The following is a 13419-nucleotide window of genomic DNA, read 5'->3' on the forward strand; positions in this document are numbered from 1 at the left end:
CGGTTCAGCTCCCTTCGGAATGGTTGGCGCCGTTGAGCGCGTCTTCCAACTGCTGCCCGTCGTCGAGCTGCTGCGGCGGCGGGGTGGCCTTGGGCACCCGGCTGCGGCGGCGCGGCACCGGCGGCAGCTGCTGGCCGGGCAGCGGCGGGACGGGGTAGCCGCCGGCCAGCGGGTCGAACTCCGCGGCCGGTTCGAACGGTTGCGGCTTCTCCTTGCTCCGCAGGGCGTCCCAGACCAGCGAGATCAGCAGCGCCGCTGCCACCGGCGCGCCCACCCAGAGCACCACCTGGCCGAAGCCGCGGCCCTCGTTGCGCAGCGCCCGGACGCTGGCCACCATCACCAGCCAGACCAGCGAGACCGGGATCAGCACCTTCCAGCCGAGCTTCATGAACTGGTCGTAGCGCAGCCGGGGCAGCGTGCCGCGCAGCCAGATGAAGAAGAAGAGCAGCAGCTGGATCTTGAGCACGATCCAGAGCATCGGCCACCAGCCGTGGTTGGCCCCGACCCAGAACGAGGAGATCGGCCACGGCGCCCGCCAGCCGCCCAGGAAGAGCGTGCTGGCCACCGCCGAGACGGTGGTGATGTTGACGTATTCGGCGAGCATGAACATCGCGAACTTCAGCGAGCTGTACTCGGTGTTGAAGCCGCCGACCAGCTCGCCCTCGGCCTCCGGGAGGTCGAAGGGCGCCCGGTTGGTCTCCCCGACCATCGCGATCAGGTAGACGATGAAGGAGACCGGCAGCAGCACCCCGAACCAGGTCGACTGCTGTTTGTCGACGATCTGCGAGGTCGACATGGAGCCGGAGTAGATGAAGACCGCGGCGAACGAGAGGCCCATCGCGATCTCGTAGGAGATCATCTGGGCCGACGAGCGCAGGCCGCCGAGCAGCGGGTAGGTGGAGCCGGAGGACCAGCCGGCCAGCACGATGCCGTAGATCCCGATCGAGGCGGTGGCCAGGATGTAGAGCAGGGCCACCGGCAGGTCGGTGAGCTGCATCGGGGTGCGGGTGCCGAAGATCGAGATCTCGTTGTCGGCGGGCCCGAACGGGATCACCGCGATCGCCATGAAGGCCGGGATCGCGCAGACGATCGGGGCCAGGACGTAGACCACCTTGTCCGCCCCGGCGACCACCAGGTCCTCCTTGAGGGCGAGCTTGATCCCGTCGGCCAGCGACTGCAGCATCCCCCACGGGCCGTGCCGGTTGGGCCCGATCCGCAGCTGCATCCAGGCGACCACCTTGCGCTCCCAGACGATCGCGAAGAGCACGCTGATCACCAGGAAGGCGAAGCAGAACAGCGCCTTGACCACGATCAGCCACCACGGGTCGTGGCCGAAGAAGCTCAACGTCTGGTAGTTCGCGTCGGCCAGCGGCCTGACGCCGCGCAGCGCCTGGGCGCCGTGCAGTGGCTCGGCGCCGTGCAATGACTCGGCGGTGTGCATCTACTCCTCCCCTCCTGCCGGGGCGATGGTCACCAGGTGGCCGACCGTGGTGCCGAGCACCCGGTACGCGCTGCCCTCCTGGGACACGGAATTGAGCGGCAGCCAGACCGTGCGGTCCGGCATCTCGGCGGTGACCTCCAACGGCAGCACCACCGAGCCGGCCGGCCCGCTGACCCGCAGCCGGTCGCCCGCGCCGATCTCCTCCGCGGTGGTCGGCGAGAGCCGGGCCACGGCCGGGTGCCGGGTGCCGGCCAGGTGCTCGTCGCCCTGCTGCAGCGTGCCCCGGTCCAGCAGCAGCCGCCAACCGGCCAGCACCGCCTGCCCGGTGGCCGGGCGGGGCAGCGGGGCCGGGTGACCGGCCGGCGCGGCCGGGTGGTCGCCGGTCCACGGGGTGAAGGCGTCCAGCTCGCGCCGGGCGGCCCGGACGTCGGGCAGGCCCAGCTGCCGGCCGAGCGCGTCGGCCAGCATGTGCAGCACCCGGACGTCCGAGTGCAGGTGGCGGCCCATCTGCTGGTCCGGCTTGAGCGCGGCCTCGAACAGCCGCACCCGGCCCTCCCAGTCCAGGAAGGTGCCGGCCTTCTCGGCGACCGCGGCCACCGGCAGCACCACGTCGGCGTGCTCGGTGACGGCCGAGGGCCGCAGCTCCAGCGAGACCACGAAGCCGGCCCGGGTCAGCGCCTCCTCGGCGAGCTGCGGGTCGGGCAGGTCGTCGGGGTCGACGCCGCCGACCAGCAGCGCGTCCAGGTCCCCGTGCGCGGCGGCGGCCAGGATCTGGCCGGTGTCCCGGCCGAGCCGGCCCGGCAGGTCGGCCACGCCCCACCGGGCGGCCGCCTCGGCGCGCGCGGCCGGCATGGTGACCGGGCGACCGCCGGGCAGCAGCCCGGGCAGCGCGCCGGCCTCCAGCGCACCGCGTTCGCCGGCCCGGCGCGGGACCCAGGCCAGCGCCGCACCGGAGGCGTGCGCCAGCCGCAGCGCCGCGGTGAACGCGCCGGCCGTCTGGGCCAGCCGCTCGCCGACCAGGATCACCGCGCCCGGCTGCCGCAGCAGTTCGGCGGCCCGACCGGCCTCCTCGCTCAGCGGCTCCTCGGCGGCCAGCGCGCCCAGCCACTCGGCCTCGGTGCCCGGGGCCGCCGGCAGCAGCGACCCGGACAGCTTGGCCAGGCCGCGCGACCGGTGGTCGGCGATCGCGAAGACCTTCAGCCCGTGGCGGGCGGCCTGGCGCAGCCGCAGGAAGACGATCGGGGACTCCTCCTCGGGCTCGAAGCCGGCCAGCAGCACGGCCGGCGCGGCCTCCAGCGCCCGGTAGGTCACCCCCTTCCCGTCCAGGTCCACCCCGTGCCCGGCGACCGCGGCGGCCAGGAAGTCGGCCTCCTCGGCGCTGTGCGGGCGGGCCCGGAAGTCCACGTCGTTGGTGCCGAGCACCACCCGGGCGAACTTGGCGTAGCCGTACGCGTCCTCGACCGTCACCCGGCCGCCGGTCAGCACCGCGGCCCGGGCCCCGGCCAGCCCCTCGGCGGCCGCCGCCAGCGCCTGCGGCCAGGAGGTCTCCACCAGCTCGCCGGTGGCCGCATCGCGCACCAGCGGCTTGGTCAGCCGGTCCCGCTGCTGGGCGTAGCGGAAGGCGAACCGGCCCTTGTCGCAGTTCCACTCCTCGTTGACCTCGGGGTCCTCGCCGGCCAGCCGGCGCAGCACCTTGCCGCGCCGGTGGTCGGTGCGCAGCGCGCAGCCGGCCGAGCAGTGCTCGCAGACGCCGGGCGAGGAGACCAGGTCGAACGGGCGGGAGCGGAACCGGTAGGCGGCGGAGGTGAGCGCGCCGACCGGGCAGATCTGGATGGTGTTGCCGGAGAAGTAGGACTCGAAGTCGTCGCCCTCGCCGGTGCCGACCTGCTGCAGCGCGCCGCGCTCCACCAGGTCGATGAACGGGTCGCCGGCGACCTGCAGCGAGAACCGGGTGCAGCGGGCGCAGAGCACGCAGCGCTCCCGGTCCAGCAACACCTGGCTGCTGATCGGGACCGGCTTCTCGTAGGTCCGCTTCATGCCCTCGAAGCGGGAGTCGGCCGCGCCAGTGGACATCGCCTGGTTCTGCAGCGGGCACTCGCCGCCCTTGTCGCAGACCGGGCAGTCCAGCGGGTGGTTGATCAGCAGCAGCTCCATCACGCCGCGCTGCGCCTTCTCGGCGACCGGCGAGCTGAGCTGGGTGCGCACCACCATGCCCTCGGCGACCGTGGTGGTGCAGGAGGCGACCGGCTTGCGCTGGCCCTCGACCTCGACGATGCACTGGCGGCAGGCGCCGACCGGGTCGAGCAGCGGGTGGTCGCAGAACCGGGGCACCTGGGTGCCGATCTGCTCCGCGGCTCGGATCACCAGGGTGCCCTTGGGGACCTGGACCTCGACGCCGTCGATGGTGAGCGTGACGAGCTCGACCGCCGTCTTGGTGTCCGGATCAACGATGGTCACGCGTGCACCTCCCTCTCGGTGACGGGCTCGGGGGCCGCGGCGCGGTGGCCGTCGGCCCAGACGGTGGCGGCGGCCGGGTCGAACGGGCAGCGGCGCTCGGCCATGTGCTGCTCGTACTCGGCGCGGAAGTACTGCAACGAGGAGGCGATCGGGCTGGCCGCGCCGTCGCCCAGGGCGCAGAAGGACTTGCCGTTGATGTTGTCGGCGATGTCCAGCAGCTTCTCCAGGTCGCCCGGGACGCCCTGCCCGGCCTCGATCCGCTTGAGCAACTGGACCAGCCAGTAGGTGCCTTCGCGGCACGGGGTGCACTTGCCGCAGGACTCGTGGGCGTAGAACTCGGTCCACCGGGTGACCGCGCGGACCACGCAGGTGGTCTCGTCGAAGATCTGCAGCGCCTTGGTGCCGAGCATCGAGCCGGCCGCGCCCACGCCCTCGTAGTCGAGCGGCACGTCGAGGTGCTCGTCGGTGAACATCGGGGTGGAACTGCCGCCCGGGGTCCAGAACTTGAGCCGGTGGCCGGCCCGGATCCCGCCGCTCACCTCGAGCAGCTGGCGCAGCGTGACGCCCAGCGGCGCCTCGTACTGGCCGGGGTTGGTGACGTGCCCGGAGAGCGAGTAGAGGGTGAAGCCGGGCGACTTGGGAGTGCCCAGCGAGGTGAACCACTCCTTGCCGCGGACCAGGATCGGCGGCACCGAGGCGATCGACTCGACGTTGTTCACCACGGTCGGGCAGGCGTAGAGGCCGGCGACGGCGGGGAACGGCGGGCGCAGCCGGGGTTGGCCGCGGCGGCCCTCCAGCGAGTCGAGCAGCGCGGTCTCCTCGCCGCAGATGTAGGCGCCGGCACCGGCGTGCACGGTGATGTCCAGGTCGAACCCGGAGCCCAGCACGTCGCGGCCCAGGTAGCCGGCCGCGTAGGCCTCGGCGACGGCCGCGTGCAGCCGGCGCAGCACCGGGACCACCTCGCCGCGCAGGTAGATGAAGGCGTGGTTGCAGCGGATCGCGTAGGAGGCGATCACCATGCCCTCGATCAGCGCGTGCGGGTTGGCGAAGAGCAGCGGGATGTCCTTGCAGGTCCCGGGCTCGGACTCGTCCGCGTTGACCACCAGGTAGTGCGGCTTGCCGTCGCCCTGCGGGATGAACTGCCACTTCATCCCGGTCGGGAAGCCGGCGCCGCCGCGACCGCGCAGGCCGGACTCCTTGACCAGGGCGATCAGTGCGTCCGGCTCCAACTGCAGCGCGTTGCGCAGGCCCAGGTAGCCGTCATGGCGGCGGTAGGTCTCCAGCGACCACGGCCGGTGGTCGTCCCAGGAAGCGGAGAGCACGGGGGTGAGCAGCTTCTCGGCCGGCTCGGTGGCGGTCATCACGCCTCCGTCCCTTCTGCGCGCGGGGAGACCACTCGGGCGCCCGGGGTGCCGGGCAGTTGCTCGCCCTTGGCCAGCCGCAGGCCGGCCAGGCTGGGCGCGCCGCCGGCTCCGGACTCGTCGACGGCGCCCTCGCGCTCGTCCGGGAAGCCGGCCAGGATCCGCGCGGTCTCCTTGAAGCTGCAGAGCCTGGCGCCGCGGGTGGGGTGCACCTCGGCGCCCGCCCGCAGGTCGTCGACCAGCTGCTTGGCGCTCTGCGGGGTCTGGTTGTCGAAGAACTCCCAGTTGACCATCACCACCGGCGCGTAGTCGCAGGCCGCGTTGCACTCGATGTGCTCCAGCGAGACCTCGCCGTCCTCGGTGGTCTCGTTGTTGCCGATCCCGAGGTGCTGCTGGAGCTCGGCGAAGATCTGGTCGCCGCCGAGCACCGCGCAGAGCGTGTTGGTGCAGACGCCCACGTGATGCCGGCCGGCCGGGCGGCGCCGGTACATGGTGTAGAAGGTCGCCACTGCCGTGACCTCGGCGGTGGTGAGCTCCAACTGCTCGGCGCAGAACCGGATCCCGGTCGGGCTGACCCAGCCCTCCTCGGCCTGCACCAGGTGCAGCAGCGGCAGCAGGGCCGAGCGGGACTGCGGGTAGCGGTCGATCAACTCCTTCGCGTCGGCGGCGAGGCGCTGGTGCACCTCGGGCGGGTACGGCTTGGCCGGCATCGCCGGCACGCCGAGATCAGTGCTGCTCACCGGTCCACGCCTCCCATCACCGGGTCGATCCCGGCCACCGCCACGATCACGTCGGCCACCTGGCCGCCCTCGCACATCGCCGCCATCGTCTGCAGGTTGGTGAACGACGGGTCGCGGAAGTGCACCCGGTACGGCCGGGTGCCGCCGTCGCTCACCACGTGCACGCCGAGCTCGCCCTTGGGTGACTCGACCGCCGCGTAGGCCTGGCCGACCGGGACCCGGAAGCCCTCGGTGACCAGCTTGAAGTGGTGGATCAGGGCCTCCATCGAGGTGCCCATGATCTTCCGGATGTGGTCCAGCGAGTTGCCCATGCCGTCCGGCCCGATGGCGAGTTGGGCCGGCCAGGCGATCTTCTTGTCGGCCACCATGACCGGCCCCGGGCGCAGCCGGTCCAGGCACTGCTCGACGATCCGCAGCGACTGCTTCATCTCCTCCAGGCGGATCAGGAAGCGCCCGAAGGAGTCCGCGGTGTCGGCCACCGCGACCTCGAAGTCGTAGTCCTGGTAGCCGCAGTAGGGGTCGGACTTGCGCAGGTCGTGCGGCAGGCCGGTGGCCCGCAGGATCGGGCCGGTGGCGCCGAGCGCCAGGCAGCCGGCCAGGTCCAGGTGGCCGACGTCGACCAGTCGGGCCTTGAAGACCGGGTTGCCGCTGGCGAGCTTGTCGTACTCGTGCATCCGGGAGCGCAGCAGCTTGACCGCCTCGCGGATCTGGTCCACCGCGCCGGGCGGCAGGTCCTGGGCCAGGCCGCCGGGGCGGACGTAGGCGTGGTTCATCCGCAGGCCGGTGACCAGCTCGAAGACGTCCAGGATCAGCTCGCGGTCGCGGAAGCCGTAGATCATCAGGGTGGTGGAGCCGATCTCCATGCCGCCGGTGGCCAGGCAGACCAGGTGCGAGGAGATCCGGTTGAGCTCCATCATCAGGACCCGGATCACGTTGGCCCGGTCCGGGACCTGGTCGGTGATGCCGAGCAGCTTCTCCACCGCCAGGCAGTAGGCGGTCTCGTTGAAGAGCGGCGTGAGGTAGTCCATCCGGGTGACGAAGGTGGTGCCCTGCACCCAGGTGCGGAACTCCATGTTCTTCTCGATGCCGGTGTGCAGGTAGCCGATGCCGCAGCGGGCTTCGGTCACCGTCTCGCCGTCGATCTCCAGGATCAGCCGCAACACCCCGTGGGTGGACGGGTGTTGCGGACCCATGTTGACGATGATGCGTTCGTCGTCCGCCCGGGCGACGGCGTCGACCACCTCGCCCCAGTCCCCACCGGTGACGGTGAAGACCCGACCCTCGGTCGTCTCGCGGGCTCCGGCCTCCTCGAACGGCCGGGCCGATTCTTCGTGCTGAGTGCTCATCAGCTGTACGACCTCCGCTGATCGGGTGCCGGGATCTGGGCGCCCTTGTACTCGACGGGGATGCCGCCGAGCGGGTAGTCCTTGCGCTGCGGGTGGCCCAGCCAGTCGTCCGGCATCATGATCCGGGTCAGCGCCGGGTGGCCCTCGAAGACGATGCCGAAGAAGTCGTAGGCCTCGCGCTCGTGCCAGTCGTTGGTCGGGTAGACGGAGACGACCGACGGGATCCGCGGATCGGCGTCCGGGGCGGTGACCTCCAGCCGGAGCAGCCGGCCGTGGGTGATCGAGCGCAGCTGGTAGACCGCGTGCAGCTCGCGCCCCGGCTCGCCCGGGTAGTGCACGCCGCTCACCCCGAGGCAGAGCTCGAAGCGCAGCGCCGGGTCGTCGCGCAGCGTGCGGACGGTGGCGAGCAGGTGCTCGCGGGCGATCTGGAAGGTCAGCTCGCCGCGGTCCACCACGGTCTTCTCGATCACCGCGGAGACGGTCAGGCCCTGCTCCTCCAGGGCGCCCTCCAGCTCGTCCGCCACCTCGTCGAACCAGCCCCCGTACGGGCGTTCGGCCGGCGCGGGGCGCACGATGGCGGCGTCCAGGCCGCCGTAGCCGGAGGTGTCGCCGCTGCCCTGGGCGCCGAACATGCCCTTGCGGCGGCCGATCACCTCGACCGGGATCTCCTTGCGGGTCTCCGGGACCACGGGTGCGTCCGGGCTCTCCTGGGCCGGCGGGGTGTCCGGGCCCTTCGGGGTGCCGGGGTCCTTCGGGGTGGCGGTCACTGGAGCAGCCCCCGCATCTCGCTGGTCGGCATCGCGCGCAGGGCGCGCTCCTCGGCCTCGTCCTGGGCGCGCTGCTTGTTCACGCCGAGCGGCTCGTGCTGGATCTTCTGGTGCAGCTTGAGGATCGCGTCCATCAGCATCTCCGGGCGGGGCGGGCACCCCGGCAGGTAGATGTCCACGGGGACGATGTGGTCGACGCCCTGGACGATCGCGTAGTTGTTGAACATGCCGCCGGAGGAGGCGCAGACGCCCATCGAGATGACCCACTTGGGATTGGGCATCTGGTCGTAGACCTGGCGCAGCACCGGAGCCATCTTCTGGCTCACCCGGCCCGCCACGATCATCAGATCGGCCTGCCGCGGCGAACCGCGGAAGACCTCCATCCCGAACCGGGCCAGGTCGTAGCGGCCGGCGCCGGTGGTCATCATCTCGATGGCACAGCAGGCCAGCCCGAAGGTGGCCGGGAAGACCGAGGCCTTTCTGACCCACCCCGCGGCGGTCTCCACCGTGGTGAGCAGAAAGCCGCTCGGCAGCTTCTCCTCGATTCCCATCTACCCATCCCTCTCAGTGGCCTCGAATCCAACTGATCGCACCGCGGTCGCCAGGGCCCGCTAGTCCCACTCCAGGCCGCCGCGCCGCCACACGTACGCGTAGGCGACGAAGACGGTGGCGATGAAGAGCAGCATCTCGACCAGCCCGAAGATCCCCAGGGCGTCGAAGCTGACCGCCCACGGGTAGAGGAAGACGATCTCGATGTCGAAGACGATGAAGAGCATCGCCGTCAGGTAGTACTTGATCGGGAACCGTCCGCCGCCCGCGGGCTGCGGTGTCGGTTCGATGCCGCACTCGTAGGCCTCCAACTTGGCCCGGTTGTACCGCTTCGGGCCGGTCAGCGAGGCCATCACGACGGAACCGACCGCGAACGCCGCCGCGATGGCACCGAGTACGAGGATCGGCACGTAGGCGTTCATCCGCCTCGCTCCCTCCGTGCAGTCAGCCATGACTGCAGATCGGATATGCCGGGTCACCCTCCGGTGATCCGGCGGTCCGGTTCCCGAGATCCACCTCATGTGAGGCAGTTCACAAAGCCCGGACCGAGCGCATCCTATGCCCGTCGGCTTGTGATCTGCGACACGCGGTTCAAGGGGATCTTTGTGATCTACGCCACCTCGCGAACCCGTAGCCATGGCCACAAGACACGAGATATGAACGCAACGAACGCATATGGTCGCAAACAGTCACTTTTCCAGGGGAAGCGGCTGGTCAGAGCCGGTTTCCTATATCAAGTGTGCGGCGATCTTGGCAAATTTCTGGGGTTCAGGTTGACGTGATAGTGGATCTCGCTCGGGAGGGTGACGCGGGAAAGGCACGCGCTTGACCCTTGGTTCACAAGCGGCTGCGGCGGGGACGCGGGGCCCCGGGCCAAGATCACTAGTGTCAGGCCGCGGCGGCTGAATACAGGTCGGCCCCGGCCCCGCGAGGTGCGGGAACCGGGGCCGGGGCCGGGGGCCGGGTCAGGAAAGGCTGTCGGCCTTGAGGGCGGTGAGGAAGGCGGCGAAGGACGCGGCGGGGAAGGCGAGGGCCGGGCCGGCGGGGTCCTTGGAGTCCCGGACGGGGACGAGGGAGGGGACGCCGTCGGCGACCTCGACGCAGTTGTCCTGGTCCCCGCTGCTGTAGCTGGACTTGCGCCAAGCAGCGGTTATCAGGTCAAGGGCGGCAGGTCCCATGCGTACCGTTCCTCCATCACGTGCCGGATGAAGGCGGCCGACATCTCAGGAGAGAGAGCGGCAGCCTGGATCCGATCGTAGATGACGGTAAGTCGGGCGACGTCCTCCGGTTCCTCGAAGAACTGCCCGGTCCGCAGCCCCTCGGTGTAGGCAGTCCGGGAACCGTCCGGCATCGTGAGCAGACACATCGAGCCGTACATGGCGATGGCGTCGAGCGCACCGAACGGAACCACCTGCACAGCGACCCTGGGGTGCCGGTTGACCTCCAGCAGATGCTCCAGCTGCCCGCACATGACCTCGCGGCCGCCGACGTTGCGGTGCAACGCCGCCTCGTCCAGGGTGACCCGGTACCACGGCGGATCTTCCCTGGCGAGGATCTCCTGACGACCGCGTCGGATCGGAAGCTTCTCCTCGACCGTGCCTTCGCCCATGGCCTCGCTGACCGAGAACAACGCTCGCATGTACGCCTCGGTCTGCATCAGGCCCGGGATGACCAAACCGAACTCGTGGATGATCCTGGCCTGGGACTGCCGCAGCAAGAAGACCTTCGCGTACCGCTTGATACCTGCGCAGGTCATCACCTGCCAGAGGTCGCTCAGATCCCCGTTCGCCTCCAGCGCCGCGTCCAGCAGCTTGATCAGGTCCCGCCCCGGCGGATCGGTCGCCAGCTCGATCTGGGCGATCCGGTTGTGCCCGACGAAGACCTTGAGCCCCAACTCCCGCTGGGTCAGGCCCTTCTCCTCGCGCCTCTTCCGCACCTGCGCGCCCAGGTACGCGGCCACCGACGCCGTGGGATCCAGTTCCTTCGGAGCCGGCATCGCCACACCCCAATCTCATTCTGGCCTAGTGAAGCCTTGCCCCCTTGGCGATGCTAACTCCGCAGCGCCACGCTTGATGCACGGATCGTGAGAATCCCCACCTCACCGTGCACAGAAAGTCAGCCATGACCAGCCACCAGATCCACACCCCACCGCCCCCCACCTTCGACCGCGGCCTGCCGTCCTGCGAGTGTCCGGCCGACTGCGGCGGTCGCCCCGAGGCGTTGCTCCGCCTCGCGCCCGCCTACCCCGCCCCGCCGGACGACCGCACGATCAAGCCACCGGAGCACCCCCACTCCCCCGTCCGGCGCGGGGAGTTGGTCCACGACGTGCTCAACCGGCGGCTGGGTGTCGTGATGGACCGGGTCGGCCACGTCGTCTACCTGCGCCCCGAGCGCGGGGGTCAGGAGTGGGACGTCGACGCCAAGTGGCTGGTGGATGCCCGGTGAACCTCCGCGCCCACCGCCAAGCCCTCAGCGCCCTGGACGAGTTGACCGACGCCCTGGACGACGCCGACGTCGACATCCCCGACCTCTCCAGCGGCTGGCGGATCACCCACGCCGGCACCGTCCTGGTCCAGCTCCGCCCGCTGCTCCCGATCGAGGTGCTCCGCCTCGCCCGCGCCATCCGCCCGCCGGACTTCCCCGTATGACCCGGATACGCCGGGGGCGCCGAGCGTGACGTCTCCGCCCCACCCGGCGCCCCGGCAGCACCTACTGAACCGTGCGGGCGTCAGCCCTTCGAGTCACCCGACGCGACCGGGCCGAACGGCGCCGAACCGTCCGAGACCCCGGTGCCCTTCGGCGCCGCGGACGCCCCCGGCGCCTCGGGTGCCGCCCCGCCCGGGTGGGCCTGCGGCGCGACCCCGGCCCGACGCTTCGCGGCCGTGCTCGCCGCGCCGCCGTTCAGGTCCCGGTGCACCACGGCCGCGACCGCCTGGATGGTGTCGATGCCGTCCGACTCCTCGGCGTTGTCCTGGGTCAGCACCGCCATCCGGTAGCTCTTGCCGGTCCCGGTGAAGATGCCCAGGCTGTGCACCCGCCAGCCGTGGGTGGCCCGCGGCAGCCAGCCGTTCTTCACCTGCACGGTGACGTCGGCCGGCGCGCCGAACGGGGTGCCCCAGCGCTGGTCGGCCTCGACCTGGCTCATCTGGCCCAGGGCGTACGCCTTGGCCGAGGGGGTGATCACGGTCTGGTTGACGAAGACGTCCAGCGCCTTCATCTCGTCGGCGGCGGTGATCTGGGTCAGGCCCCAGTAGCCGTTCTGGCCGAGCTGGGTGTCGTGCATCCCGGCCAGGTCGAGGAAGGACTGGAGCTGGGCCATCCCGAGGTCGTTCCAGAGCGCGGTGGCCGCGTCGTTGTCGGACGCAGTGATCATCTGCGTCATGTTGCTGTCCTCGAAGTCGGTGAGGTACCGGTGCTGGTCCTCGGCCCGGCGGAGCACCGCACCCATGATGATCACCTTGACCACGCTCGCCGAGTCGAAGTGCTGGTCGGCCTGGAAGGCGCAGGTGATGCCGGTGGTGTCGTCCGCCACCGTGAAGGCGTAGGTGTCCGTCCGGCTCGCCAGCGCGCCCGAGATGTCGGACGAGAGCTGGGCGGCGAGCTGCGGGTTCTGCGCGGAGGAGCAGTAGCCCGGGGAGTTCGGCTGGACGCCGCTCGCCCAGGCGGCGGTGGGCAGGGCGGACGCCAGCAGCGCCACCGCGGCCCCGGTGGCCAGCCGGGCGAGCGGGCGGCGTATGCGAAGCGAGTCGGAGACCGTCATCGGTCGTGGGATCCTTCCGGCAGTTCGGGCAGTTCGGGCGGCTCGGGGGCCGTGCGCGTTGATCACGCGCTTCCCATGACGCTGGATCCGGCCCCTGACGTTGCCTCAGGAGACTAGCGGCCTCCACACGGACTTCATCGCCCGTTCGTTCGCAATGACCATCTCGTAGGCATGAGTGGTGTGACTCCTGGGCATGACGTTGTGCGCATGACACCCCATGCGCACTGAGCCGGCTCCCGAAAGGTCCCCACATGGCCCGCACCCGCCTCGCCGCGACCGCTGCCGCCGCCACCCTGGTGCTCTGCGCGACCAGCGCCGCCTCGGCCGCCACCGTCTCGCCGGACGCCAAGCCCGCCGCCGCGGCCCCGCGGGCGGCCGCCGCTGCGGGCACCACGCCGAACTGCGGGTTCACCAAGGCGGTCCCGGCCGACCGGTTCAAGGGCATTCCGGTGTTCGACGCCACCGAGGCCGCCCAGCCGTACCACGCCACCCTGCGCACCAGTCAGGGCGCGATCACCTTCCAGGCGCTGACCGCCGACGCGCCGTGCACCACGTTCTCGTTCCGGTTCCTCGCCGAGCACGACTACTTCAACCGCACCCACTGCCACCGGCTCACCACCAAGGGCATCTTCGTCCTGCAGTGCGGCGACCCGACCGGCACCGGCAGCGGCGGCCCGGGCTACTCCTTCAACGACGAGAACCTGACCGGCGCCACCTACCCGGCCGGCACCGTGGCGATGGCCAACGCCGGCCCGAACACCAACGGCAGCCAGTTCTTCTTCGTCTGGCAGGACACCAAGCTGCCCCCGGCCTACACCCCGTTCGGCAGGGTGACCGGCGGCCTCGACGTCCTGCAGAAGATCGCCGCCGGCGGCGAGGACGACCAGAACAACCCCGGCGACGGCTTCCCGAACCTGCCGGTGGACATCAAGTCGGTGAAGATCAGCAAGCACTGACCCCCGAACTCCCGGTGGCCCACCCGTCCGGGGGCGGGCCAC

14 protein-coding genes are annotated in these 13419 nt (G+C 71.0%); 3 read left to right on the top strand and 11 right to left on the bottom strand.

The window, feature by feature from the left end; genetic code table 11:
* Positions 1-4: 4 nt before the first annotated feature.
* The 10 genes from nuoH to ACQRUO_RS01480 form a co-directional block, all read right to left on the bottom strand.
* Positions 5-1441, bottom strand: coding sequence for an NADH-quinone oxidoreductase subunit NuoH (gene nuoH, locus ACQRUO_RS01435; protein ID WP_428313786.1), 1437 nt, complete (start codon positions 1439-1441; stop codon positions 5-7).
* A complete protein-coding gene (locus tag ACQRUO_RS01440) occupies positions 1442-3898 on the bottom strand; it encodes an NADH-quinone oxidoreductase subunit G (RefSeq protein WP_428313787.1) in 2457 nt (818 codons plus the stop codon).
* Positions 3895-5259 (bottom strand): NADH-quinone oxidoreductase subunit NuoF, encoded by a 1365-nt coding sequence (gene nuoF / locus ACQRUO_RS01445; protein ID WP_428313788.1) that lies wholly within the window; start codon positions 5257-5259, stop codon positions 3895-3897. Before nuoF ends, ACQRUO_RS01440 begins: the two co-directional genes overlap by 4 nt.
* Positions 5259-5969 (bottom strand): NADH-quinone oxidoreductase subunit NuoE, encoded by a 711-nt coding sequence (gene nuoE / locus ACQRUO_RS01450; protein ID WP_428313869.1) that lies wholly within the window; start codon positions 5967-5969, stop codon positions 5259-5261. Before nuoE ends, nuoF begins: the two co-directional genes overlap by 1 nt.
* A gap of 26 nt (positions 5970-5995) precedes the next feature.
* Positions 5996-7345 carry an NADH-quinone oxidoreductase subunit D gene (locus ACQRUO_RS01455; RefSeq protein ID WP_428313789.1) on the bottom strand — a complete coding sequence of 450 codons (1350 nt, stop codon included), beginning with the start codon at positions 7343-7345 and terminating at the stop codon, positions 5996-5998.
* Positions 7345-8034: an NADH-quinone oxidoreductase subunit C gene (locus ACQRUO_RS01460; protein ID WP_428313870.1), complete on the bottom strand. Its 690-nt coding sequence runs from the start codon at positions 8032-8034 to the stop codon at positions 7345-7347. Before ACQRUO_RS01460 ends, ACQRUO_RS01455 begins: the two co-directional genes overlap by 1 nt.
* Before the next feature lie 74 nt (positions 8035-8108).
* Positions 8109-8663: a NuoB/complex I 20 kDa subunit family protein gene (locus ACQRUO_RS01465; protein WP_428313790.1), complete on the bottom strand. Its 555-nt coding sequence runs from the start codon at positions 8661-8663 to the stop codon at positions 8109-8111.
* 60 nt (positions 8664-8723) lie between these two features.
* Positions 8724-9083, bottom strand: coding sequence for an NADH-quinone oxidoreductase subunit A (locus ACQRUO_RS01470; RefSeq protein ID WP_428313791.1), 360 nt, complete (start codon positions 9081-9083; stop codon positions 8724-8726).
* Between the two features lie 543 nt (positions 9084-9626).
* A complete protein-coding gene (locus ACQRUO_RS01475; protein ID WP_428313792.1) occupies positions 9627-9839 on the bottom strand; it encodes a DUF397 domain-containing protein in 213 nt (70 codons plus the stop codon).
* Positions 9815-10657, bottom strand: a complete 843-nt coding sequence (locus ACQRUO_RS01480) for a helix-turn-helix domain-containing protein (RefSeq protein ID WP_428313793.1) — start codon at positions 10655-10657, stop codon at positions 9815-9817. The genes ACQRUO_RS01475 and ACQRUO_RS01480 overlap by 25 nt, the downstream gene beginning before the upstream one ends.
* A 125-nt stretch (positions 10658-10782) precedes the next feature.
* Here ACQRUO_RS01480 and ACQRUO_RS01485 point away from each other — a divergent pair, with 125 nt between their 5' ends.
* Both ACQRUO_RS01485 and ACQRUO_RS01490 read left to right on the top strand, forming a co-directional pair.
* Positions 10783-11106 (top strand): hypothetical protein, encoded by a 324-nt coding sequence (locus ACQRUO_RS01485; protein ID WP_428313794.1) that lies wholly within the window; start codon positions 10783-10785, stop codon positions 11104-11106.
* Entirely contained in the window at positions 11103-11309 is a 207-nt protein-coding gene (locus ACQRUO_RS01490) for a hypothetical protein (protein WP_428313795.1), read from the top strand. The genes ACQRUO_RS01485 and ACQRUO_RS01490 overlap by 4 nt, the downstream gene beginning before the upstream one ends.
* An 80-nt stretch (positions 11310-11389) precedes the next feature.
* On the opposite strand, the gene ACQRUO_RS01495 is transcribed toward ACQRUO_RS01490, so the two are convergent.
* Positions 11390-12421, bottom strand: coding sequence for a serine hydrolase (locus tag ACQRUO_RS01495; protein ID WP_428313796.1), 1032 nt, complete (start codon positions 12419-12421; stop codon positions 11390-11392).
* Between the two features lie 251 nt (positions 12422-12672).
* Between ACQRUO_RS01495 and ACQRUO_RS01500 the strand changes: the two genes are divergently transcribed.
* Positions 12673-13377 carry a peptidylprolyl isomerase gene (locus tag ACQRUO_RS01500; RefSeq protein ID WP_428313797.1) on the top strand — a complete coding sequence of 235 codons (705 nt, stop codon included), beginning with the start codon at positions 12673-12675 and terminating at the stop codon, positions 13375-13377.
* The last annotated feature ends 42 nt before the right edge of the window (positions 13378-13419 follow it).

The sequence above is a fragment of the Kitasatospora sp. LaBMicrA B282 genome, assembly GCF_050325825.1.
Lineage (GTDB): Bacteria > Actinomycetota > Actinomycetes > Streptomycetales > Streptomycetaceae > Kitasatospora.

What these genes read in the sequence shown, in the direction of transcription:
- nuoH (WP_428313786.1), bottom strand. Translation starts at nt 1,441, where the DNA reads ATGCACACCGCCGAGTCATTGCACGGCGCCGAGCCACTGCACGGCGCC.
- nuoF (WP_428313788.1), bottom strand. Translation starts at nt 5,259, where the DNA reads ATGACCGCCACCGAGCCGGCCGAGAAGCTGCTCACCCCCGTGCTCTCC.
- nuoE (WP_428313869.1), bottom strand. Translation starts at nt 5,969, where the DNA reads ATGCCGGCCAAGCCGTACCCGCCCGAGGTGCACCAGCGCCTCGCCGCC.
- ACQRUO_RS01455 (WP_428313789.1), bottom strand. Translation starts at nt 7,345, where the DNA reads ATGAGCACTCAGCACGAAGAATCGGCCCGGCCGTTCGAGGAGGCCGGA.
- ACQRUO_RS01465 (WP_428313790.1), bottom strand. Translation starts at nt 8,663, where the DNA reads ATGGGAATCGAGGAGAAGCTGCCGAGCGGCTTTCTGCTCACCACGGTG.
- ACQRUO_RS01470 (WP_428313791.1), bottom strand. Translation starts at nt 9,083, where the DNA reads ATGAACGCCTACGTGCCGATCCTCGTACTCGGTGCCATCGCGGCGGCG.
- ACQRUO_RS01475 (WP_428313792.1), bottom strand. Translation starts at nt 9,839, where the DNA reads ATGGGACCTGCCGCCCTTGACCTGATAACCGCTGCTTGGCGCAAGTCC.
- ACQRUO_RS01480 (WP_428313793.1), bottom strand. Translation starts at nt 10,657, where the DNA reads ATGCCGGCTCCGAAGGAACTGGATCCCACGGCGTCGGTGGCCGCGTAC.
- ACQRUO_RS01485 (WP_428313794.1), top strand. Translation starts at nt 10,783, where the DNA reads ATGACCAGCCACCAGATCCACACCCCACCGCCCCCCACCTTCGACCGC.
- ACQRUO_RS01495 (WP_428313796.1), bottom strand. Translation starts at nt 12,421, where the DNA reads ATGACGGTCTCCGACTCGCTTCGCATACGCCGCCCGCTCGCCCGGCTG.
- ACQRUO_RS01500 (WP_428313797.1), top strand. Translation starts at nt 12,673, where the DNA reads ATGGCCCGCACCCGCCTCGCCGCGACCGCTGCCGCCGCCACCCTGGTG.